This is a genomic window from Flavobacterium aquatile LMG 4008 = ATCC 11947 (genome assembly GCF_000757385.1).
GTDB classification, from domain to species: domain Bacteria; phylum Bacteroidota; class Bacteroidia; order Flavobacteriales; family Flavobacteriaceae; genus Flavobacterium; species Flavobacterium aquatile.
Map to the genome: position 1 here is coordinate 510,092 of NZ_JRHH01000005.1, position 24,527 is coordinate 534,618.

Genomic DNA, 24,527 nt, shown 5'->3' on the forward strand with positions numbered 1-24,527 from the left:
ATACATTTTTAACAAAAATAGTTTTCAATGAGTGCAATCAATTGGGTAACCGCAAAAGAATTTGAAGATATAACTTATAAAAAATGCAATGGTGTTGCTAGAATTGCTTTCAATAGACCAGACGTTCGCAATGCATTTCGACCTAAAACTACAGCCGAATTATTACAAGCTTTTCACGATGCGCAAGAAGATACATCTATAGGTGTCGTTTTACTTTCTGCTGAAGGTCCAAGTTCTAAAGATGGAGTATATTCGTTTTGTTCTGGTGGTGATCAAAAAGCACGTGGACATCAAGGTTACGTTGGCGATGACGGTTATCACAGATTAAATATTTTAGATGTTCAACGACTAATTCGTTTTATGCCAAAAGCAGTAATTTGTGTTGTTCCAGGTTGGGCCGTTGGTGGTGGACATTCACTTCATGTAGTTTGCGATTTAACTTTGGCAAGTAAAGAACATGCCATTTTTAAACAAACTGATGCTGATGTTACAAGTTTTGATGGCGGATATGGATCAGCATATTTAGCTAAAATGGTTGGTCAGAAAAAAGCTAGAGAAATTTTCTTTTTAGGCCGAAATTATTCGGCTCAAGAAGCTTACGAAATGGGAATGGTGAATGCTGTAATTCCTCACGATGAATTGGAAGATACAGCTTACGAATGGGCACAAGAAATCTTGGCAAAATCGCCAACATCTATAAAAATGCTAAAATTTGCTATGAATTTAACCGACGATGGAATGGTTGGTCAACAAGTTTTTGCAGGCGAAGCAACTCGTTTAGCTTATATGACTGATGAAGCTAAAGAAGGAAGAGATGCTTTTCTTGAAAAACGCAAACCTAATTTTGATAAAAAGTGGTTACCATAATTTAGATTTCAGATAGCAAATTTCAGTTTTAACACACAGTTTGTCATTCCGTAGGAATCTCAATAGAGAATCAAATAATAATTTGAAACTTGTGGAACCAAAATGTATAACTAATAGTTTACCATGGAAGAATTCACCAACGAAACGATAGATACCAAGCAACTTCCTCGATTTGAAGAAGTTCAATTAACAGCTTTACATAAAAATTATTGGAAAGTACTATTGATTAATAATGCTATTATTTTTTCAATAATCGCTATTGTAATGATTTTCTTGTGGATAAATATTGAAGATTCACAAGAATTCAGTCCGTTTTGGGTATTTGGAGTTTTTCTTGTAATTGTAAATGTTTCCTTTTTTTTGTATAGAATTTCATTTAAGAAAAAGGCCTACGCTTTTAGAAATCACGACGTAATTTATAGAAGCGGACTTGTAGCAACAAATACAATGGTAATTCCATATAATAGAGTACAACACGTTGCTTTACATGAAGGGTTTTTATCTAGATATTTTGGTTTAGCCAAAGTCGAAATTTTTACAGCTGGTGGATCTGCAAGTGATATAGAAATTCCAGGTATTGCTAAAGAGGAAGCCGAAAATATCAAGCAATTGCTAATGGGTAAAATCCAAAAACAATTATAATGGAAACCAATTTCAATAAACCACAACGACAATCTTCCATCGGAGTTTTGGTCATGTTTGTTGATTCCTTGCAAAAATTTGGCAGGGCTTTCTTTCCTATCATTATTATTTACTTCTTTAAATCGGAATCGTTAAGTAAACTTTATCTCTATTTTGGATTAGTAGGAATTGTGCTTGTTATTGCAGTAATTGCTTACTTAAGTTTTATCAATTTTACCTTTTATATTGATGATGAAAACGACGAATTTATTGTCAATGAAGGAATTATCAATAAAACCAAAACAACAATTCAACTTAATAGAATTCAGCAAGTTAATATTCAGCAATCTTTACTGCAAAGGATTATTGGGGTTTACGCTCTCAACGTTGATACAGCTGGAAGCGATAATAAAGAAGGAAATATTAAAGCAATTTCTCATTCTGTAGCATTAGCATTAAAAGCAAAATTACTTAATAATGAAGCTCGAAAAGAGATAATTTCTTCTGATGAAGCTCCAATTGAAGAAGTAAAATCAAGTGATTATCCATTTTTAAAAATTGATTTTTTAAGTTTATTAAAAGTTGGAATCACATCCAATTATGTGCGAAGTTTTGGTTTAATTCTAACATTTTTCTTTACTATATTTGAAAATTTAAGAAACATAGGTAAAGAAGATTTAATTGATGAAAGAACAATCGATGGATTTGTGGAAAACAATTCGGCTTTTTATCTAGTTTCAGTATTTATTTTGGGGATGTTTTGCGTTGTTTTTGTGATTAATATCAGTCGAACTTTAATTAAATATTTCAACTACAATATAACTAAACAAAAGGGTTCTTTATTGTTATCTTACGGATTAATAAACACACAAAGCACCATTTTAAAGCCAGAGAAAGTTCAAATTGTAAACATTTCAAGAAATTTCTTTCAGAAAAAATTGAATGTTCTCGAAATCAAAATAAAGCAAGCCATTAGTGACGAAAGCAAACAAAAAAAATCATTAATTGAGATTCCGGGCTGTAACGAAAATGAACGTGATGAAATTTTGAAACTCATTTTCAAGCAATTACCCGAAAAAGGCATAATGATGAAACCTAATTTTCGTAAATTAGTTTTTTCGATTTTTCTAACTATTGTACTACCTTTAACAGGATTTTTTATCTTTGGTAAATATATAAATGCTGAAGCGTTTGAGTTTTTAAATTTGGCAGTTTTTTATACCTTATTCTTTTTGATAATTCATTATTTCGGATTTAGAAATTACCGATTATACATCAACAAAAATCATATTATAAAGCAAAGTGGCGCTTGGGATATTGACAATGAAATTATCGAAATAGGAAAAATTCAAGCCATTACAACATCGCAATTATTTTGGCATAAAAACCTTAATATTGGTTCGTTAACATTGCATACTGCTGGAGGAAATTTATCTTTTCAGTTAGGAAATTACGCTAAAATTAAAGAATACGTTAACCTTTGGCTGTACGAAATAGAAACATCAAATAGTAATTGGATGTGATTTTTTAGAAATATCTAAAATCTACCATCTAAAATTTAATATTAATTATGAGACACTGGATTGAAGCTGCACGAGTAAGAACATTACCATTATCAATTTCTGGAATTTTGGTAGGTAGTTTTTACGCTATGTCGCAAGGATTTTTCAATTGGAAAATCGTAGTTTTTGCACTTTCTACAACATTAGGTTTGCAAATACTTTCCAACTTTGCAAACGATTATGGTGATGGAGTGAAAGGCACAGACAATGAGGATAGAGTTGGTCCAAAACGCGCCATCCAAAGCGGATTAATTACGCCTGGAGCAATGCGTTATGCCATATTTATAACTGCATTTTTAACTTTCGTTTCAGCAATGTTATTGATTTATTTCTCTTTCAAAGGAAAATATTTATTGTATTCCATAATCTTTTTTGTTTTAGGAATACTTGCAATTGCATCGGCAATTCGCTACACCGTTGGTAAAAACCCTTATGGTTATCGTGGATTAGGCGACGTATTTGTCTTTACATTTTTCGGATTAGTAAGTACTTTCGGTATCTACTTTATGTTTTCTAAACAAATAGATTGGCTACTGTTTTTACCAGCAACAGCAATTGGTTTCTTGAGCGTAGGAGTTTTAAATCTCAACAACATGCGCGACGAAGAATCGGATAGAAAATCCAACAAGAATACAATTGTTGTAAAAAATGGTGGCGCTTGGGCAAAGAAATATCATTTTTTTCTAATCATTTCAGCAATGATTTTAGTTCTTGTATTCGCATTATTCTTCGATTTATATCGTGATCCAAACCCTGGATTCAATTTTGATATTTATCTTTTCTTAATTGCCTATTTACCATTATCATCCCATTTAATTAGAGTTTACAAAAATAGAGAACCTAAATTATTAGATCCAGAGTTAAAACGATTGGCTTTAAGCACCTTTTTATTATCAGTTTTACTATCATTATCATTGATCTATTTTCTTTCAGATATGCTAATTTATTACACAAACTAATATGAAATCGCCACTAACTAAAAGTTTGCGCAAGCAAACATCAATAAATAAAAAGGCGATACCATATGTTACCTCTAAAAAATAAAATCTAAACATATGAAAATAAAATTTTACGGTCATGCTTGCATCGGAATCGAAGTAAGTGGAAAACACATTTTAGTCGATCCATTCATCACCGGAAATCCAAAAGCGGCACATATCGACATCAATGCTATAAACGCCGATTATATTTTGCTAACGCACGCTCATCAAGACCATATTCTTGACGTAGAAGCAATTGCAACACGCACCAATGCAACCATTGTTTCTACTTACGAAGTGGCAACTTACTACGGAAATAAAGGATTTAATTACCATCCAATGAACCACGGAGGAAGCTGGAAATTTGATTTCGGTCGCGTAAAAGTTGTAAACGCAATCCATTCTAGCTCTTTTCCAGACGGAACTTACGGCGGAAATCCAGCCGGATTTGTAATAGAAGGCGAACACAAAAACATTTATATTTCTGGTGATACAGCGCTTACAATGGACATGAAACTCATTCCAATGCGTACCAAATTAGATTTGGCAATACTTTCAATCGGAAACAATTTCACTATGGACGTTGAAGATGCCATAATTGCTTCAGATTTTGTCGATTGTGATAAAATTCTAGGAGTACATTTCGATACTTTCGGATACATAGAAATCAACCACGACGAGGCCAAGAAAAAGTTTTTCGACGCAGGAAAAGACCTTATGTTGCTAGATATTGGGCAAAGTATCTCGTTATAATTTAATAATATAAATAGTTTTCTGGAGCGAATGGCACGCGAATTGTTGTAATCCTTTTTCCTGCTTTTCGTTGCAATTCCCGATGAAAAATCGGGATATTTCCACTTCAATCAGGGCTAGTTAGTAATTGTCTTACACAAAATCAAGATGTCAAAAAAACTTTATTTTATACTTTCACTATTCGTTTTTATAGGTTCAACCGCGCAGTCCAAAGACGGTTATTGGGATAATATCCGAACCACAAACGAAACCATAATTCTAAAAGCAGGCGAGAAGAAATTCATTAAATCGGCCAACTTCCCAGAAGGAACAACCGAAGTAGTTTACCGAATTACTATGCTTGATGATAATCAAAAAATATCCAGCAGTTTGGTATCAGTTTTAAAATCAATTCCAGATCCAACAGGTATTAGTCAGGGAACGGCTGGAGCTGTTTTTTTACTTTCAACAATCTCTGGAGATGACGAGTGTAAATATGCTATTTATCAAAATGTTACCGATGTAGAATACTACATTAAGACAGGTAAAAACACCAATGCTTGTTTCGTTCAAAAAAAACCAATTAACAAAGAAGCAAAACTACTTTCTACAAGTTCCAAGTGTCTTTTAGGCAATATCGAAAACCTCTATTTTACCTTCGAAAGCAACAATTGGATAATGAACCAAAAGATAATTTTAGAAATCGTTCCTTGGGTTGATATAAAATCAAGTCGCGGCTGGAATGCAGAAGCTAAAAAAGAATTATTAGTCATCGCACAAAAGCAAGAAGTGGTAAAATCGCTTTCAAAAAAAGATGAATTCTACGCTATTTTCATTGAAAACGTTGGTGCAAAATATAAATACAGTGAGTTCAAACAATTGATTTCAGTAGAAAAAAACAGAGCAATTGACCAATCAGTAGAGGAAAGTCTAAAGAAATCGGGTGAAGTAGAAAAATACTACGACGTAATAAGAAACAAATCGCTTAAACTGTTTAATTCTGGAAAAACTAACGAAGCAATAGATGTAATTTCAACAGAAATGATTACCAAAAAAAGAGCTAGCTACAAAGATTACGCCATTCTAGGTAATTATTATTTGCTTTTAAAACAATACACAAAGGCAGAAGAAATCTTCAATCAAGGTTTAAAACAAAACCCATCAGAGATTAATTTTCAGCTCAATTTGGCACACGTGTATCTATTTACTGATAGAGTTTCACAAGCAAAAGACATCCACGAAAAGTATTCAAATCAAACCTTATTCACAGGAAATACTTGGAAAGAACAAGTAAAACTTGACTTTAAAGAGTTCCAAAAATTTGGTTTACCGACAGATAATTTTAAAAAGATATTGCGAATTATTGAGTAATTTCAAAAGTCAAATTCAAAAATCAACTTCAAAAATCAACTTCAAAAAACAACTTCAAAATACTAGAACTCGCAACTGCAAATGAAAGCGACTTATCATAAATACTTACTCGATTTTAAACGACCATCTGGAACTTCTCGTGGTGTTTTAACGCAGAAAGAAACATGGTTTATTGTACTTGAAGAAAACGGTAAAAAGGGAATAGGTGAGTGCGGAATTCTTCGCGGATTGAGTGTTGATGATCGTGATGATTATGAAGGAAAATTGATTTGGACTTGTCAAAATATTCATCTTGGCGAAGAGAAATTATGGCACGAATTGATAGAATTTCCATCAATTCAGTTCGGAGTTGAGATGGCTTTTCAATCATTAAATAGCGAAAATCCGTTTATTTTATTTCCTTCAGATTTTACAAATTCATCAAAATCAATTGTAATAAACGGCTTGGTTTGGATGGGAGATGAGCAGTTCATGAAAGACCAAATTGAAGAAAAATTAGCGCAAGGTTTTACCTGTATCAAACTAAAAATTGGCGCTATAGATTTTCAAAAAGAACTGGATTTATTGCGCTTTATTCGTCAAAATTTTGATGCTAAAACCATTGAAATCAGAGTTGATGCTAACGGTGCTTTTAGTGAAAATTTAGCTTTAAGTAAATTAAATCAATTAGCTGGTTATGAATTGCATAGTATCGAACAACCAATCGCTAAAAATCATACTGACACAATGTCAGAGCTATGTGAAATCACTCCAATTCCAATTGCGTTGGATGAAGAACTAATTGGTGTGTTTTCATTGGAAGAAAAAGAGCAATTATTGCAAAAAATTAAACCACAATACATCATTTTGAAGCCAAGTTTCATAGGCGGATTTCGAGGAACAAAACAATGGATTGAGCTTGCTAAAAAATACAATATTGGCTGGTGGATTACTTCGGCTTTAGAAAGTAATGTTGGTCTAAATGCAATTGCACAATTTACTTTTTTGCAAAATAACAAAATGCCTCAAGGTTTAGGAACAGGAAGTTTATATACCAACAATTTTGATTGTCCACTTGAAGTTTCAAATGGGCAACTTTGGTACCAAAATAATTTGTCTTGGGATTTTAATTTAGAATAATTTTAACTTTCAAATCTTATCTTTTTGTCTCTTTCAAATAAACATTTTTCGTTACTTTAGCCAATCAAACTTTTTTATATGATTTCAGAAACGCAATTTCAAAACGAACTTCAGTTAATTATTCAAAACGCCATTCGGGAAGATGTTGGTGATGGCGATCATTCTTCTTTAGCTTGTATTCCAAAAGAAGCACAAGGAAAAGCCAAACTTTTAGTAAAAGACAACGGTGTTATTGCTGGAGTTGAATTTGCAAAAATGGTTTTCAATTATGTTGATGCCAATATGAAAGTCGAAACATTTATTGAAGATGGAAGTGTAGTAAAATATGGTGATGTCGTTTTTCATGTTTCTGGAAGTTCCCAGTCTATTTTAAAAGCCGAGCGATTGGTTTTAAATTCGATGCAACGAATGAGTGCGATTGCTACAAAAACTAGAAATTATGTCAAACTTCTAGAAGGGACAAAAACTAAAATTCTAGATACAAGAAAAACAACTCCAGGTTTTAGAGCTTGCGAAAAATGGGCGGTGAAAATTGGTGGTGGTGAAAATCATAGATTTGCTTTGTACGATATGATTATGCTTAAAGATAATCACAACGATTTTGCTGGCGGAATTACAAATGCCATCAATAAAACTAAAGACTATTTGAAAAATAATAATAAAGATTTGAAGATTATCGTTGAAGCAAGAAACCTTGATGAAATTAAAGAAATCTTAAAATCGGAAGGAATCTACCGAATTCTAATCGATAATTTTAACTTTGAAGATACAAAAGAAGCCGTTCGATTAATTGGAACGAAATGTTTAACAGAATCGTCTGGGAATATCAACGAAAAAACGATTAGAGAATATGCTGATTGTGGTGTGAATTATATTTCTTCAGGAGCATTAACGCATTCGGTTTACAACATGGATTTGAGTTTGAAAGCGATTGATTAAAGGTCATTAAGTCCAAAAAAAATGTCAATAGAAATAGAAGATAAGTTATTAAAAATTCCAGTATTAAAGCAACTCGTGTTGTTTGGTAAAACTATAAAGCTACCTTGGCTACATGGTTTATCGTTATACGATTTGCTTGAAATGTATTTTGTTGGAATTATTGAAGGTGCTATTTCCTATCGCGCTACGGCTATTGCTTTTAGTTTTTTTATGGCATTGTTTCCGTTTGCGCTTTTTATTTTGAATTTACTTCCGTTTATACCAATTGATGGTTTTCAGGAAGATTTTATGGGATTTGTACAGCAAAGTGTTCCACCAACAACTTATGATGCAATTTATAAAATTATTACCGACATTTTGCATAATAGTAACTCTGGGTTGATTTCTACAGGTTTTTTCATGGCAATTATACTTATGGCAAATGGTGTAAATGCAGTTCTAGGCGGATTTGAATCTTCACACCATGTCACCCTAAAAAGAAAGTATTTTAGACAGTATTTTGTTTCATTGGGAATGTCAATTTTGTTGTCATTTATTTTAATTATAACTGTTGCAACAATTGTAATATTTGAGGTTTTTATTCAGAAGACAAAAATTCAAGATGTACTTTCAGATAAAATTCCACTCATCCAAATGGGACGTTATATTTTCCTTATTGCGATGATTTTGGTGACAACTTCCATGTTGTTTAAATTTGGAACTAAACAAGAAATGAAACGTTCTTTTATTTCTATTGGTTCGGTTTTCACTACCATTTTAATAATTTTATCATCGTATTTCTTTGGAATTTGGGTTGTTAAATTTTCACAATACAACGAACTTTATGGTTCTATTGGGACTTTATTGATTGTAATGTTTTACATTTGGATAAACAGCATGATTTTATTACTCGGATTCGAACTAAACGCATCGATTCATAAGTTAAAAAAAATAGAGAATGATAAAGGCAAAAAAAATATATCTGAACATGAATAAGAAATTGACATTAATTACTATTTTGCTTTTATTTTTTCAAATTTCGTTTTCACAATCCGTTGTTGGAAAATGGAAAACAGTTGATGACGAAACCGGAGTTGAAAAAGGCATTGTCGAGATTTATGAAAAAGACGGTGTTTTTTATGGGAAAATCATTGAAATTTTCGAATCGCAACACAAAAATAAAAAATGCGCGTTATGTCAAGGCGAGAATAAAGATAAGCCACTTCTTGGGTTAACTTTCATCAAAGGATTGAAAAAAGATGGACACGAATATAACGGAGGAAAGATTCTTGACCCTAAAAACGGAAAAACTTACAAATGTTACATCACTTTAGAGGAAAAAGATAAACTGAAAGTTAGAGGTTTTATTGGTATTTCTCTTTTTGGAAGAACTCAATATTGGAGTCGTATTAAAAACTAAATCTTAACAGAATTGATTTTTTTCTATTCTCTATTCTATTCTCTTTAATTAAATGCATTTCATAGAAGTAATTTTACCGCTTTCATTACCAAGAACTCTTACTTACAGAGTTTCTGAAGCTGAGTACAATTATATTAAGATTGGAATGAGAGTAGTTGTTCCAGTAAAAAATAAAATTTATACTTCCATTGTTGTTGAACTTCATCAAAATATACCAACTCTTTATGAAGCTATAGAAATTCACGAAATATTAGATGAAAAGCCAATTGTAAATCAGTTTCAAATTAATCATTGGTTTTGGATTTCATCTTACTATATGTGCAACATCGGCGATGTTTATCGAGCTGCATTACCATCTTCATTAGTGTTAGAAAGTGAAACAATTATATCTCTCTGTAAAGATGCATTTGTTGATGAAGCAATTTTAAAAAATGATGAATTTCTAATTTTTGAAGCAATGCAGTATCAGTCATCTTTAAAAATTCAGAACATAGTTGATATTTTAAATAAAAAAACAGTTTTACCAGTTATTCAAAAATTGTTAGAAAAGAATATAATTTCATTGAAGGAAGAAATTATTGAAGAATATAAACCAAGATTGATTAAATATATAAGATTAAGTCAACAATATCAGGATGAAAGTAAGTTAACGGAATTATTAGATAATTTTAATAAGAATTCAATTAAAAGAAAAGAGGTTTTAATGCATTACTTTCAGACAAATGCTCAAGAGAAAAAGCCAATTTCTGTAAAATACCTAACCGAAATTTCAAAATCAACTTCTGCAATAATTAAAGCTTTGGTTGATAAGAATATTTTTGAAGAATATTACATTCAAGAAGACCGAGTAAATTTTGATAAAAATAAAAAAGAGAATAATTTAAATTTAAGTGAAGCACAACATAAGGCTTTTATTGAAATTAAAGAAAGTTTTCTTTCGAAAGAAGTTTCGTTGCTTCATGGTGTTACGTCATCTGGAAAGACCGAAATTTATACCAAACTAATAGAAGAATATATCGCTCAAGGCAAACAAGTTTTGTATTTATTACCCGAAATTGCTTTGACAACGCAACTAGTTTCTAGATTGACACAACATTTTGGTAATGAAGTTGCTGTGTTTCATTCGAAATATTCTAATAACGAACGAGTTGAAGTTTGGAATCAGGTTTTAGAGAATTCTGAAAAGGCTAAAATCGTAATAGGAGCAAGGTCAGCCTTGTTTTTACCGTATTCCAATTTAGGATTAATAATCATTGATGAAGAGCACGAACAAACCTTTAAACAACAAGATCCAGCACCGAGATATCATGCTCGTGATGCTGCAATTGTTTTGGCTCAAGCCCAAAAAGCAAAAGTTTTATTAGGATCAGCAACGCCAAGTATTGAAACGTATTTTAATGCGCAATCGGGAAAGTTTGGTATGATTTCTATTCAAGAACGTTTCGGAAAAGCACCTTTACCCGAAGTGGAATTGGTAGATTTAAAAGAAAATTATTTCAAGAAACGAATGAAAGGTCATTTTAGTTTGACTTTGATTGAGGCAATTACCGAAGCATTGAGTTTGGGCGAGCAAGTGATTTTATTTCAAAATCGACGCGGATTTTCACCAGTTTTAGAATGCATTACTTGTGGTCATATTCCGCAATGTACAAGTTGTAATGTGAGTTTGACCTATCATAAATTTAAAAATCAATTACGTTGTCATTATTGCGGTTATTCAATTGCAAAGCCTACTAATTGTCATGTGTGTTCTAGTGTAGATATTTCTGCTAAAGGATTTGGAACAGAACAAATAGAATTGGAATTGGCTGAGTTATTTCCAACAAAAAACATCAAACGAATGGATCAAGATACCACTCGTGGAAAATACAGTTTTGAGAAATTAATTGATAGTTTCAAAAACAGAGAAATTGATATATTGGTTGGAACCCAAATGCTTGCCAAAGGATTGGATTTTGACAACGTTTCGTTAGTTGGAATTATGAATGCCGATAATATGTTATATCATCCCGATTTTAGAGCTTTTGAAAGAAGTTTCCAAATGATGACGCAGGTTTCAGGTCGCGCTGGTCGTTCTGATAAACGTGGAAAAGTGATTATTCAAACATACAATGTGAATCATAACGTAATTCAGCAAGTAACTCACAATGATTATCTTGGAATGTACAAAGAGCAATTGTATGAACGTCAAATCTATAAATATCCACCTTTTTTTCGTTTGATAAAACTAACATTGAAACACAAAGATTTCGAGAAACTAAAAGAAGGATCGATGTGGTTGTATCAAGTGATGCAGCAAAATTTGAACGTACCAGTTTTAGGTCCTGAAGAACCAGGAATTAATCGAATTAGAAATGAATACATCAGAACGATTATGGTTAAAATTCCGCAAGATTCGTCCGTTTCAAGCACAAAAAAAACTATCCAGAAAATACTGAATAGTTTTGATGTTGTTCCGCAATACAGAGCTATAAAAGTCACTGTAAACGTCGATTTTTATTAAGCTATTGCTAAAGCCTTTATTAAATCTTCTTTCTTGTTTCTGCTTAGAGGAATTTTTGTAACTCCAATTTCGGCAAATTTACTATTGAAGCGTTCTACTTTATCGATATTAATTATGTACGATTTGTGAACTCTAATGAATTTGTCTTTAGATAGGTCTTTTTCAAAAGATTTCATCGTAGAAAGTACAAGATTAGTATCTTCTTCGGTTACTACTTTTACATAATCGCCATAAGCTTCAATCCATTTAATTTTATTTGTAAAAACTTTTAGTTTCTTCAAATTGCTTTTAATGAAGATGTGATCACCTTCATCTTCGTGATTGTCTTGACGTAACATGTATAAGTCTAATGCACGTTTTACTGATGCATTAAAACGTTCTAATACGATTGGTTTTTGTAGGTAATCTGTAGCGTCATAATCAAAAGCTTTCAGGGCATATTCGGCTTTAGATGTTATGAAAATCACTTGAGGTTTAACTTTTAACCCATCAATGAAATCAAATCCGCTAATTACAGGCATTTCTACATCAAGAAAAATTAAATCAACAGCGTGAACTGTCATACAATTTTTCGCTTCAATTGCATTAGAAAAATCACCAACTAAGTTCAAGTTTGGGTGATTATTTACTAACTTTGCAATGACCATCCGCTGAAGCGAACTGTCATCAACAACTACACAATTTAGTTTCATAATTTATTTTTTATTATAGATTTGGTGCTACGAAAATAAATTATTTTTTTCTTTAAAACTAATTTTAATCGGTGTTTTTTGCATTTTGGCGATTAAAGTTGAATTTAGCTTGTTTATTAAAATATTATTATTACTTTTGCACCCAATTTTATATAATTAAAACACATTTATTATGAATCATTACGAAACTGTTTTCATCTTAAATCCCGTTTTATCTGACGTTCAGGTAAAGGAAACAGTAAGCAAGTTTGAAGATTTTCTTACAAGCAGAGGAGCTAAGATGGTATCTAAAGAGGATTGGGGCTTAAAAAAATTAGCTTACGAAATCCAAAACAAAAAAAGTGGTTTTTACCATTTATTTGAATTCCAAGTGTCACCAGAAGTATTAATTGCTTTTGAAACTGAGTTTAGACGTGACGAAAGAATTATGCGTTTCTTAACTGTAAGTTTAGATAAACACGCAATTTCTTGGGCAGAAAGAAGAAGAGAAAAACTTAAAGTAGCAAAAGCTTAATCATGGCAACATTACAACAATCAGCTTCAGGAAAAAAAGACGGAGATATTAGATATTTAACGCCTTTGAACATCGAAACAAACAAAACTAAAAAGTATTGTCGTTTCAAAAAATCTGGAATCAAATATATTGATTATAAAGATGCAGACTTTTTATTGAAATTCGTAAACGAGCAAGGTAAAATTTTACCAAGACGTTTAACAGGAACTTCATTAAAATACCAAAGAAAAGTATCAGTTGCTGTTAAAAGAGCACGTCACTTAGCTTTAATGCCATACGTGGCCGATTTATTAAAATAATTTAAAAAACTCAGTTGTTGGTTTCTCGTAAAAAAGAACCTAACTTCTATAATAAGGACAACAACATGGAACTTATATTAAAACAAGACGTTCAAAACGTAGGATTTAAAGATGATATTGTATCAGTTAAAGCTGGTTACGGTCGTAACTTTTTAATTCCTCAGGGATTTGCTCAATTGGCTACACCTTCTGCAAAGAAAGTTTTAGCTGAAAACTTAAAGCAAAAAGCACACAAAGAAGCTAAAGTTATTGCTGATGCTACTAAAATTGCTGATGCTATTAAAGCTCTTGAAGTTAAAATCACTTCTAAAGCTGGTGGAGAAAAATTATTTGGTTCTGTAACCAATATCAACATCGCTGAAGCTTTAGAAAAAGCAGGTATCTCTATTGATAGAAAATTTATCACTAGCGGAGTTGTTAAAAGAACTGGAAAATACAATGCATCTGTAAGATTACACAGAGACGTAATTGTAGATTTACCTTATGAAATTTTAGCTGAGGTTTAATATCCTGCTATTATAAATATAAAGTCCCGATGAAAGTCGGGATTTTTTTTTAGTTTGCCACTAAGACACAACGACTCAAAGGTTTTAATAATTTAACAATTATCTTTGTTGCTCTTGTTTTTTTTGGTGAATTTAAACAATAAATAAACTTTGTGACTTTGCGCCTTCGTGGCAAATAACTATGAAATACAAAAGATTAACCAAAGAGCAATTTGAAGCATTACATAAAGAGTTTACCAATTTCTTAGCTTCACAATCAATAGATAAAAAAGAGTGGGACGAGATTAAGGTTGCAAAACCCGAAGTTGCCGAACAAGAGTTAGACGTTTTCTCTGATTTAATTTGGGAAGGAGTTTTAACTAGTGCGCAATTTTTAGAACACTTTTCTAAGAATCATATTTTCCTTTTTCATACCCAAGAAAAATTTATTCAATCAATTGTTATAAAATCTTTAGATACTGATGTTGATTTCATGTCTAAAGATGGTTTGCAATGGCTTAGCGACAATTTGTTTACAGAAACGGTAGAAATGCACATTGGTAAAAAAGAATATGGTACAGATCGAAATTTGGATATTTTTAATTTAATCACAGAAGGTGCAATCTTAAGTGATGGACAGTTGTATATTCAAATTAATGGAATAATTTCTACTTAAATCTCTATTTTAATTTTCGAGCAATTTTTGTACTTGGTTTTGGTGTAATACTAGATGCTGCTTTTTGATGCTCTTCCTCTTTAATATTATACGATAACACACCTTTTATTTGCCATATTTCATCAATATCGCTAGCATTTAACAGTACGTTATTGAAAAAAGAATTTTCATTGATCAATACGAAGACATCGTTGTTTTCAGTGCTTCTAGATACTCTATTTATAAAAAATCCTTTTGATTTACTGATAACAACTGCCAAGCTGTTGTTTTTTAAAATATCAATACTTGATAACTCGCAAACAACAAATGAATTTTGTTCAATGCTTGGAAACATGTTATTACTTGTAACTTGAAATACTCTCGTATCGTCACTTTTTATAAACGGAAAACTAAATTTAGGTAAATTATCAATTAGTCCTTCTTTATCGATACAATATTGATATTGCACCTCACTACAAACCAATGGTGTTTCTTGTAAAACACTATTACTATTATTAGTTACTATTTTCTTTTCGTAAAAAATTTCATTTAGATCAATTTCGTACAATTCGCAAATTGCAATTATCGAAGAAAAATCTACACTATTTCTTTTTTTCCAAGTAGATATAGTATTTGGTTTAATATTTAATAATACAGACAACTCAATGTCTGTGCTAATTTTTAAAGATTTCTTTAATCTTTTTAAAATTATATTCGCGTTTTGAGAATTATTTTCTTGCATATTCGCAAAATGATTTGTAAGTTTACCTTGTTTAAAAAATGTATTCGATAATGGGATAATTATTAAATAATTAATCACACAAAATTACAGGCCAAAATACCGAAGTAATTGTTCTTCCATGAATTAGTATAAGCGCAAGTTTGTTTAGCAGAATTGGGACTCTGATAAATATTTTTTTAAAAAAGTGTAAATCACTATTACACAGTTAATAAAGAAATATTGTCAAATATAAATTAAATTTTGACATAACAATAAAAACAACTCTTAATATTTACATAATGGGTATTTTTTTATAAAAAAATAATCTCAAATAGAGAAATTACACCATAAAAATAGATGCTTAACTAAAAAAAATGTTGCTTATGAAATTAATTATTACTAAAATTAGAAAGGTTGATTTAAATTGTTTTGTTTTGTTACTCTTCTTTTTATTTCAAAGTCAACCAATTATTGCGCAATCAATTCCGATTAACGCTTCAATAATTTCAAATCAAAATGAAGTTGATGTTGCAACAAATGCAATAGATAACGATTTAACTACAAAAGCCGATGTTCGCGCAAGTACAGGTGTTCTTCTCGGAATTGGTGCTTATTCTGGTTTTTTAGAACTTGAATTTCCTTCAACTTTACCTGCAAATACTACTTCTTATGTTAAGATTGATACCGATGATAATATTCTGCCAGCATTACTAGGTGGAAGTTTGGGTGGATTACTTTCAGATGTTTTAGGTAGTGTTTTAATTGGTAATCAAGAGTTTACAGTTCAAGCTAAAAACGTTAATACTGTTGTACTTGAAGGAAATAGCCAAATTGCGAATAGTTTTGCGAACAATAATCTTCGAATAGTTATAAATTCACAAAACGAGTATTTTATAGCTTTAACTCCTTCTTTACCTTATAACAGAATTCGATTAACCAATAGAGTAGGATCGCTTCTCGGACTTGGAAATGTGAAACGTTTAGGTGTTTATGGTGCGTTTTACGTAGAAAATCCTGATGTTTGTGGTTCAGCTAGTTATACTTCATTTGATGGTGCTGGTTTGAATCTTGACTTATTAGGTTTGGGTGGCGCTGGTGTTACAAATCCGCATCATGTTATAGATTCTGATGTTAATAATTTTTCGCATTTAAGTCTGGGAGTTATTGCCATTGCTGGATCAATCAATCAGACCGTTTATTTTGATGGACTTTCACAGTCATCAGATCAATTCTTAATTCGACTTAAAGTTGACCCGTCACTTCTCGCTTTAGGAGTTGCCAATAACATACAGATTATAGGTTATAATAATTTAACAGTTGTTCAATCAGCAAATTTGAATTCGCTCTTAAATTTAGATTTACTCACGTTACTTCAAGGAAATCAAATAGCAACAATTCCGTTTGCTCCAAATGCACCAGTTAATAGAATTATGGTGCAATATAATTCGCTTTTAAATGTGCAACTCACTCAAAGTTTAGATTTGTATGACATTAAAAGAGTTCCGCCACCACCAACAATTTCGGATGCATTTACTTTAAATCCTGTAATTTGCTCTGGTGCCGCTGCTTCATTAGTTGCAGAAACCATTACAGATACGGTTATCAATTGGTATTCGCAACCTGTAGGTGGAGTTCTTTTGGCAACTACCAATTCTGGACAACCTTTTGTAACGGGTATTTTAACTGAAAACACCACTTTTTATGCTGCTGCAAAAAGAGCTACTTGTCCCGAAGAATCTTTAAGAATTAAAATTGATGTAGAGGTAACTGATATACCAATTGCTAGTGATATCATAATTAATTCAAATATAGATGCATGTAATGGATTTGCCGTTTTATCACCTTCTTCAACTATTGGTGGAGCGATTTTTAGATATTATAAAGATCAATTAAAAACTCAAGAAATTACAAGTGGTTATGCAGGTGATTTAGGTGTAACTTATGTCGTAAATAGTACTACAGGTCAATTAACAATTTCGGGTTTAACGGCAGTTGGTTCTCCTTATAATTACTACATTTCTTTATCGGTTAATGGCTGTGAGAATGCTATAAATACACTTAAAGAAGTTATTGTTACTTATTCATCTGGATTGACTTTGAATGTTTCATCAACTATTGAAGGCTGTGGTAGCGTTAATTTAGCAGATGCAATTCTAAATTTTGATACTTCTAGCAATATTCAATACCAGTTTTTTGATAGTTCAAATAATCCAATATCATTAGATGCAGCAACAAATATCACAACAAGTGGAATATATTCAATTCAGTCACTAAGCTTGCTTGGCGGATGTTCTTCCTTGGTTGTTCAAGTAAATGCTGTGGTAAATCCGATACCAACATTAACAATTCCAAATTCTAATCTGGTTGTAGATTTAGGAAATTCGGCTACATTAATTGCTACATCAAATAGTCCGATTACTTGGTATGATAGTAATGGAAATGCGCTTCCGTCCAATATTGCTGGACCATTTTCTGCTACAGGAACTTATGCTTTTACGGCTGTAGCAAATAACGGATTTTGTACAGCCATCGGAACTATTTTTGTGACTATTGTCGATACTGCAAATTGTCCTACTATAACCCAACGCGTTTATGCCGATACTCAAAGTTGGAGTTCTATTTTAACCGGAGGCGTATTCGATCAAAATAATGCCATAGACGACAATCCGCAAACATTTTCAACAATAGTAACAGGATTAGGTTTGTTAGGAATAGGAACTACTTGGCAAACATTACAATGGAACACTACTGTTGCAGCTGGAACGCCACTTAATGTAAAATTAGGTTCGCAATACAGCGGATTAATTGTTGCCGGAGCTTATTCTATTGTAGGAACAAAACGAAATTCATCTGGTGTGCCAATTGACATTGGAGCAATTCAGCCAGTTTCGGGAACGTTATTAAATTTATTGCCCGGTGAAAATTCGTTCGAATTCACATTTGTTCCATCCGACAATACAGGTCCAAAAGACTATGATGGAGTAAGAATTATTGTAGGATCGATTGCGAGTGTAGCTCAAAATATTAAAGTTTATGAAGTATATTATGATACAACAATTACACAAGCTAATTGTGCTCTTGGTGATGTAGAAGATGTTTTTAGCGGCGCCGTAGATTTAGGAATTGGAGTGGCAACTGTAACTGTTGGAGTTGACAATCCTTACGATGCTGTAGATGCAAGTTTAACTTCTTACGCAACAATGTATAGCGGCGCCGGAATTTTGGCTGCAGCTGATTTGACTGTTTCTTTTACTACTCCGACTTTAATTGGAGAATCAATTCAAATTATAATGTCACGTCCGAGTACCATTTTAGATTTAAACTTATTGACCGGTTTTTCTATTCAAATGTACTTAGGAAATACTCCAGTTGGATCCATTTTAAATAATTCATCTAGCTTATTAAGTTTAACTCTATTAAATGGCGGATCGGAGGCTTTGGTTACTATTGCACCTCAAACTATGGTTTATGATCGAATCAAAATTAGATTTGGAGGAGTTGCCGGTGTTTTAGATTTTTTAAGAGTTCACGATATCAATCGAATTGCAAATACCGATGTTATTGATGCCGATGCTACCAATACAATAGAAGTTTGCGCAGGCGAAACCATTCAGCTTGAAGTTGTACCGCAAGATTGTGTTAATTTCATTTGGTATGATGCCGAAGTAGGAGGAAACATTGTTTCAACTGGAACATCATTTACAATTCCTTCAACGTTAGCGCCAGGAACTTACAATTTTTATATTCAACCTGTTCGTTACGGATGTGAAACCTTTACTAGAGGAAAAGTTACCGTCATTGTAGGACAAACGACTCCAATAAATGGAATAACTCAAGTTCAAATTAACGGAAATTCAGTTACCAATATTTGCTCATCAACAGGAAATGTTACCTTGTTAGCGCAATTAAATTCCACATTAACTCTTACCAATCCTATTTTTTATTGGTATAGTTTAAACGGGACAACGCAACAATTAATCGCAGGTGAAAGCACCTCTTCATTAGTTCTTACCGGTCTTGCACCAGGAACTTACACTTATTTTGTTGGAGTTAGTTCTGATGAATTTTGTCAAACTGCTCAAGGAGATCGAACACAGGTGACATTTACTATTTTACCTTTTTCACAACCTTCAGATATTGTAGCCGATGATGTTTTAATATGTTCGGCTGTAGATGCCGTTGTAATTCCAACGAGTTCACTTACAAATCCGCAGTTCTTTTGGTTTTTTGCTAATGATGCTACGCAACCGATTGTAAGTGGAAGTACAGTTGGAGGAATCACTTATACAATAGCTTCCAACGGAACTTTAACTGTTTCAGGACTTACAATTTCTGGCGGACCATATACGTATTATGTTGGATTAACCTCAGATGTGAGTTGTTTAAACTTAGCTGGGAACTTTAAGCCAGTAGTAATTTCAGTTGGAAGTGGAACTACACCAACAACAACCGATTCAACTCAAACTTTCTGTCAAAGTACTAATCCAACCATTGCTGATATTCAGGTGAACGAACCAAACGTAACTTGGTACAATTCGCAAACATCAACAACAGCTTTGGCTTCGACTGATGCTTTAGTAAATGGAACAATATATTATGGTTCGATAACAGATGCTTTTGGTTGTGTGAGTTCAGTAAGATTAGAAGTAACCATTTCAATTTCAAATGGAACTACGCCTACAACAACTGCTACAACACAAACATTTTGTCAAAGTACTAATCCAACCATTGCTGATATTCAGGTGAACGAACCAAATGTTACTTGGTACAATTCTCAAACGTCAACAACATCTTTAGCTTCGACTGATGCTTTAGTGAACGGCGCAATTTATTATGGTTCGATAACGGATGCCTTTGGTTGTGTGAGTTCAGTTCGATTAGAAGTAACCATTTCAATTTCAAATGGAACAACGCCAACAACAACTGCTTCAACTCAAACATTCTGTCAAAGCGCTAGTCCAACAATTGCTGATATTCAGGTGAACGAACCAAACGTAACTTGGTACAATTCGCAAACATCAACAACAGCTTTGGCTTCGACTGATGCTTTAGTAAATGGAACAATATATTATGGTTCGATAATTGATGGTTTTGGTTGTGCAAGTTCAATTCGATTAGAGGTGACCATTGATTTCACAGATGAAGCTGCTGCAACAATTACTGGTGGCTCAACCGAAGAATGTTCTTTAAATGAAATTACCTACACAGCAACTACTGGAATGACCAATTATATTTGGACAGTTTCTAACGGAACAATAACTTCTGGCGGATTAACTACAGACGATTTTGTAACCGTTTCCTGGCCAACCGTTGGCGCTGCCTCTATTAGTGTAACCTTTGATAACAATTGTGGACTTCCAAGTAGCGCTACATTAAATTTAGATGTTGTGGTTTGTTCCGATTTGACTATCACTAAAACTGTAGATAATGCAACGCCATCCATTGATGATAATGTAACTTTTACAATTACGGTTAATAATGTAGGAAGTAGTCAATTATCAGATATTGTTGTAAACGATCTTTTACAATCGGGTTATCAATTTGTAAGTGCAACTCCATCTGTTGGAACCTATAACAATTTAAATGGTGTTTGGACTATTCCAGTAATTAATGCAAATGAAAGTGCTACACTTATTGTAGTTGCTAAAGTGTTACCAACCGGAGATTATTCAAATACAGCTACAATTATCTCTTCAACTCCAATAGATTCTGATGTAACGAATAACGTGGCAGGAATTTCTACCGAACCAATTTGTCTATTAGTTTACAACGAATTTAGTCCGAATAATGACGGTGCAAATGAGTTTTTTATTATTGATTGTATCGAAAATTATCCAAACAGTAAATTGGAAGTATTTAATAGATATGGTGTCTTAGTTTACACAAAAAATAAATATATAAATGATTGGGATGGAACCGCAAATGTTTCTGGTACTGTAAATAAAGATGATAAACTACCAACAGGAACGTATTATTATATTCTTGATTTGGGTGAAAATGATGTAAAGAAAAACGGCTGGCTTTCAATTGTAAGATAATCTTTTTCAAATTTTTTACTCAATATAAAATTATTAAATCTAAAATTTATAAGTATGAAACTAGATATAAAACTAAAAATAAGTGCAGTTCTGTTGATGGGTTTATCAGTAATTACAAATGTAAGCGCACAACAAAATCCCGAATACACACAATATATGTACAACACAATGACCGTAAATCCTGGATATGCTGGTTCTGTGGGTACTTTGGAAGCTGTTCTTTTACATCGCTCACAATGGGTAGGGATTGAAGGCGCACCAACAACACAATCTTTTACAGCACACTCACCTTTGGCCAATGAACGAATTGGTTTAGGATTAAGTATCATTAATGATAAACTGGGACCTTCAAATGAGTTGAATTTAGAGGGTAATTTTGCTTACACAATCAATTTTACAAGAGAGAAAAAATTAGCTTTCGGATTAAAAGCTGGTGTTAGAAAACTTGACGTTGACTGGACAAAAGGACGCTACAACGATCCAACCGATGCATTGTTAAATTCAAATATTAGTAACGAAATAAAACCATCTGTTGGTGCAGGATTATTTTATTATTCCGATAAATGGTATCTGGGTGCATCGGTGCCTAATTTTATTCGCGGTAATTATTATGATGATATTCAAGAATCTGTAGATATTGATCGATTGCATTATTACTTTATTGGTGGATATGTTTTTGACTTGTCTAGCGCATTAAAATTTAAACCTGCATTTCTTGTAAAAGCAGTATCTGGTGCACCTCTGTATTATAATGCCTCTTTAAATTTTTTAATTCAAGAAAAATTAACACTTGGTGCATCCTACCAAGTTGATGATTCTGTAAGTGCATTGGCTGGTTTTCAAATATCTAATAGTTTCTACATTGGATATTCATTTGATTACACAGTCACTGAACTAAATAAATACAACGATGGTTCGCACGAAATCATTCTGCGTTATCAATTTCAAAAGAAATCACTTCAAATTCGATCTCCACGTTTCTACTAAAAAATTAAGTTATGAAAAAAATAGTTATACTAAGTTTATTGTTGTGTTTTACATCGGTTTTTTCGCAATCCAAATTAAAGAAAGCAGACAAACTTTTTAAAGAGCTTGCCTACATGGATGCAGCAAAAGCCTACGATGAATATCTTGAAAATGAAAAAAAACCTTCGATTCAAACGCTAAAACATGCTGGCGATGCTTACTATCATATTGACGACAATAGAAATGCATTACAATGGTATCAAAAATTGTATGATATTCAAGGAAATACAATGAGTGATGATTATTTTCTAAAGTACATTCAGTCTATGAAAGGCGTTATGGATTATGACAAAGCCGATAAATTAACTAGAGAATATCTGACTAAAAAAGATGATAAAAACCAAATTGAACGTTACTTATATCAGTTCAAGTACAACGATAGTTTGTCTAAAACTAAACCATTGTACGCATTAAAAAACCTTGATATAAATACAAATAAATCAGAATTTGGGACAGCATTTTACGGAACTCAGATAATTTTTGCATCGACTAAAGACACTACTAAATTAACTACAAATTTGTACAAATGGAACAATCAACCGTTTCTTAATTTGTATGTAGGAGAGCGCAATGTTAATGATGGAAATATTTACAACGACAACTTATTTCTTAAAAATGTAATGACTAAATACCATGAAGCAACCGCTACTTTTTCTGCCGATTTAAAAACAATTTATTACACTACAAATATTGTTGTCAATAAAAAATTGACACTTGATGAATCGCGAACTAATAATTTTCACATAATTAAAGGTCAAATTGAAGAAGGAAAATTAGTAAAACCTGAGAGTGTTTTCTTTAATAGTAAAAATTATTCTAATGGACATCCGTCACTAAGTGAAGATGGTCGATGGCTGTTTTTTGCATCTGATATGCCCGGAGGATTTGGTGAAACCGATTTATATGTGGTTCAAATTGCCGAAGATGGAACGATGGGAACACCACAAAATCTCGGACCAACAATCAATACTTTAGGAAACGAATTGTTTCCTTATTTTAAAAATGGAATTTTATACTTTTCATCCGATGGACATTACGGTTGGGGTGATTTAGATGTTTATCAAAGTACTTTTTTAGGAAAAATGAAATTTACAACGCCTAAAAATTTGGGTTCACCAATCAATAGTAATAAAGACGATTTCGCTTATATTGTAGATTCAACCGATACTTTTGGCTATGTTTCTTCTAATAGAGCTTTGGGTAAAGGCGACGATGATATTTACTATTTTACAAAAACAAAACCCGAGTGCAATCAAACTATTTCTGGTAAAGTTACCAATGTAAAATCTAAAGCTATTATTGCCGACGCTACAATTTCTGTTTATGATGTTTTTGGAACGTTAATTTTAACAACAAAAACCAATTCCGATGGTACTTACAATTTTATTGTTCCTTGTAATACCAAAGTAAAAATTGTCGCTTCTAAAGCCAATCACAGTAATGAAGAAAAGCAAGTTGAAACTAAGAATGTTGATAAAGATGAAATTAAAGACATCAACTTTGAATTAAGTAATTACGACGATTTAATTGTTAATGATAAAGGTCAAGAAAAAATTGCTATTAACCCAATTTTCTTCGAATATGACAAATCCAACATTACACCACAAGCTGCAATTGAATTGGATAAAGTAGTTTTTGTAATGGAGAAATTTCCAAATGTGAAAATCAAAATCGAATCACATACTGATTCACGTGGAAAAGACAGTTACAACATGAAACTTTCTGATGATCGAGCTAAATCGACTCAAACCTATATTTTATCCAAAGGAATTGATGCTTCTCGAGTGGAAAGCGCAATAGGATTTGGCGAAAGCCGATTGACAAATAAATGCAGTAATGGCATAAAATGTACAGAAGAAGAGCATTTTAAAAACAGAAGATCCGATTTTATAATTGTTGAAAAATAGAAGTTAATTTTGTTAGTAATAAGACCACTCCGAAAAGAGTGGTTTTGTTTTTTTTATAAACTAATTTTACTATTTTTAGAGTGTGAAATTTTAAATT

Annotated in this window: 20 protein-coding genes; 18 read left to right on the top strand and 2 right to left on the bottom strand. The window is 32.3% G+C overall.

Annotated elements, in window-relative coordinates; translation table 11 throughout:
• Window positions 1–27: 27 nt before the first annotated feature.
• From LG45_RS14240 to priA, 11 genes are all read left to right on the top strand, one after another.
• Window positions 28–867 (top strand): 1,4-dihydroxy-2-naphthoyl-CoA synthase, encoded by an 840-nt coding sequence (locus LG45_RS14240; protein WP_035128264.1) that lies wholly within the window; start codon window positions 28–30, stop codon window positions 865–867.
• A gap of 123 nt (window positions 868–990) precedes the next feature.
• Complete coding sequence (locus LG45_RS14245; protein ID WP_035128266.1) at window positions 991–1,509, top strand: PH domain-containing protein; 519 nt, start codon at window positions 991–993, stop codon at window positions 1,507–1,509.
• Window positions 1,509–3,011, top strand: a complete 1,503-nt coding sequence (locus tag LG45_RS14250) for a PH domain-containing protein (RefSeq protein ID WP_035128268.1) — start codon at window positions 1,509–1,511, stop codon at window positions 3,009–3,011. The genes LG45_RS14245 and LG45_RS14250 overlap by 1 nt, the downstream gene beginning before the upstream one ends.
• A gap of 47 nt (window positions 3,012–3,058) precedes the next feature.
• Window positions 3,059–4,009 carry a 1,4-dihydroxy-2-naphthoate octaprenyltransferase gene (gene menA, locus LG45_RS14255; RefSeq protein WP_035128270.1) on the top strand — a complete coding sequence of 317 codons (951 nt, stop codon included), beginning with the start codon at window positions 3,059–3,061 and terminating at the stop codon, window positions 4,007–4,009.
• Window positions 4,010–4,105: 96 nt separating this feature from the next.
• A complete protein-coding gene (locus tag LG45_RS14260) occupies window positions 4,106–4,783 on the top strand; it encodes a metal-dependent hydrolase (protein WP_035128272.1) in 678 nt (225 codons plus the stop codon).
• A gap of 147 nt (window positions 4,784–4,930) precedes the next feature.
• Window positions 4,931–6,133, top strand: coding sequence for a tetratricopeptide repeat protein (locus LG45_RS14265; RefSeq protein WP_035128274.1), 1,203 nt, complete (start codon window positions 4,931–4,933; stop codon window positions 6,131–6,133).
• Window positions 6,134–6,214: 81 nt separating this feature from the next.
• Window positions 6,215–7,252 carry an o-succinylbenzoate synthase gene (locus LG45_RS14270; protein WP_035128276.1) on the top strand — a complete coding sequence of 346 codons (1,038 nt, stop codon included), beginning with the start codon at window positions 6,215–6,217 and terminating at the stop codon, window positions 7,250–7,252.
• Between the two features lie 78 nt (window positions 7,253–7,330).
• Window positions 7,331–8,191, top strand: a complete 861-nt coding sequence (nadC, locus tag LG45_RS14275; protein ID WP_035128278.1) for a carboxylating nicotinate-nucleotide diphosphorylase — start codon at window positions 7,331–7,333, stop codon at window positions 8,189–8,191.
• Between the two features lie 21 nt (window positions 8,192–8,212).
• Window positions 8,213–9,166 (top strand): YihY/virulence factor BrkB family protein, encoded by a 954-nt coding sequence (locus LG45_RS14280; protein ID WP_035128280.1) that lies wholly within the window; start codon window positions 8,213–8,215, stop codon window positions 9,164–9,166.
• Window positions 9,159–9,590, top strand: coding sequence for a DUF2147 domain-containing protein (locus tag LG45_RS14285; protein ID WP_035128281.1), 432 nt, complete (start codon window positions 9,159–9,161; stop codon window positions 9,588–9,590). The genes LG45_RS14280 and LG45_RS14285 overlap by 8 nt, the downstream gene beginning before the upstream one ends.
• A gap of 52 nt (window positions 9,591–9,642) precedes the next feature.
• Window positions 9,643–12,093, top strand: a complete 2,451-nt coding sequence (gene priA / locus LG45_RS14290) for a replication restart helicase PriA (RefSeq protein ID WP_035128283.1) — start codon at window positions 9,643–9,645, stop codon at window positions 12,091–12,093.
• Here the strand turns inward: priA and LG45_RS14295 are convergent.
• The gene (locus LG45_RS14295) at window positions 12,090–12,785 is read right to left on the bottom strand and encodes a LytR/AlgR family response regulator transcription factor (protein WP_035128285.1); all 696 of its coding nucleotides are present in this window, start codon (window positions 12,783–12,785) and stop codon (window positions 12,090–12,092) included. The two genes, priA and LG45_RS14295, sit on opposite strands and share 4 nt — an antisense overlap.
• Window positions 12,786–12,957: 172 nt before the next feature.
• On the opposite strand from LG45_RS14295, the gene rpsF reads away from it, so the two are divergent.
• From rpsF to LG45_RS14315, 4 genes are all read left to right on the top strand, one after another.
• The gene (gene rpsF / locus LG45_RS14300; protein WP_035128290.1) at window positions 12,958–13,299 is read left to right on the top strand and encodes a 30S ribosomal protein S6; all 342 of its coding nucleotides are present in this window, start codon (window positions 12,958–12,960) and stop codon (window positions 13,297–13,299) included.
• A gap of 2 nt (window positions 13,300–13,301) precedes the next feature.
• Window positions 13,302–13,598 carry a 30S ribosomal protein S18 gene (rpsR, locus tag LG45_RS14305; RefSeq protein ID WP_007138295.1) on the top strand — a complete coding sequence of 99 codons (297 nt, stop codon included), beginning with the start codon at window positions 13,302–13,304 and terminating at the stop codon, window positions 13,596–13,598.
• A gap of 65 nt (window positions 13,599–13,663) precedes the next feature.
• Window positions 13,664–14,104: a 50S ribosomal protein L9 gene (gene rplI / locus LG45_RS14310; protein WP_035128292.1), complete on the top strand. Its 441-nt coding sequence runs from the start codon at window positions 13,664–13,666 to the stop codon at window positions 14,102–14,104.
• Window positions 14,105–14,285: 181 nt separating this feature from the next.
• Window positions 14,286–14,759 (top strand): DUF6495 family protein, encoded by a 474-nt coding sequence (locus tag LG45_RS14315; RefSeq protein ID WP_035128294.1) that lies wholly within the window; start codon window positions 14,286–14,288, stop codon window positions 14,757–14,759.
• Between the two features lie 4 nt (window positions 14,760–14,763).
• On the opposite strand, the gene LG45_RS16180 is transcribed toward LG45_RS14315, so the two are convergent.
• The gene (locus tag LG45_RS16180) at window positions 14,764–15,480 is read right to left on the bottom strand and encodes a LexA family transcriptional regulator (protein ID WP_052087609.1); all 717 of its coding nucleotides are present in this window, start codon (window positions 15,478–15,480) and stop codon (window positions 14,764–14,766) included.
• Window positions 15,481–15,842: 362 nt separating this feature from the next.
• On the opposite strand from LG45_RS16180, the gene LG45_RS14325 reads away from it, so the two are divergent.
• From LG45_RS14325 to LG45_RS14335, 3 genes are read left to right on the top strand one after another with little or no spacing between them, the layout of a single operon-like run.
• Window positions 15,843–21,497 (top strand): Ig-like domain-containing protein, encoded by a 5,655-nt coding sequence (locus LG45_RS14325; RefSeq protein ID WP_165570812.1) that lies wholly within the window; start codon window positions 15,843–15,845, stop codon window positions 21,495–21,497.
• A 54-nt stretch (window positions 21,498–21,551) separates the two neighbouring features.
• Window positions 21,552–22,484 (top strand): PorP/SprF family type IX secretion system membrane protein, encoded by a 933-nt coding sequence (locus tag LG45_RS14330; RefSeq protein ID WP_035128297.1) that lies wholly within the window; start codon window positions 21,552–21,554, stop codon window positions 22,482–22,484.
• Between the two features lie 11 nt (window positions 22,485–22,495).
• Window positions 22,496–24,430, top strand: coding sequence for an OmpA family protein (locus LG45_RS14335; protein WP_035128299.1), 1,935 nt, complete (start codon window positions 22,496–22,498; stop codon window positions 24,428–24,430).
• Window positions 24,431–24,527 lie beyond the last annotated feature (97 nt).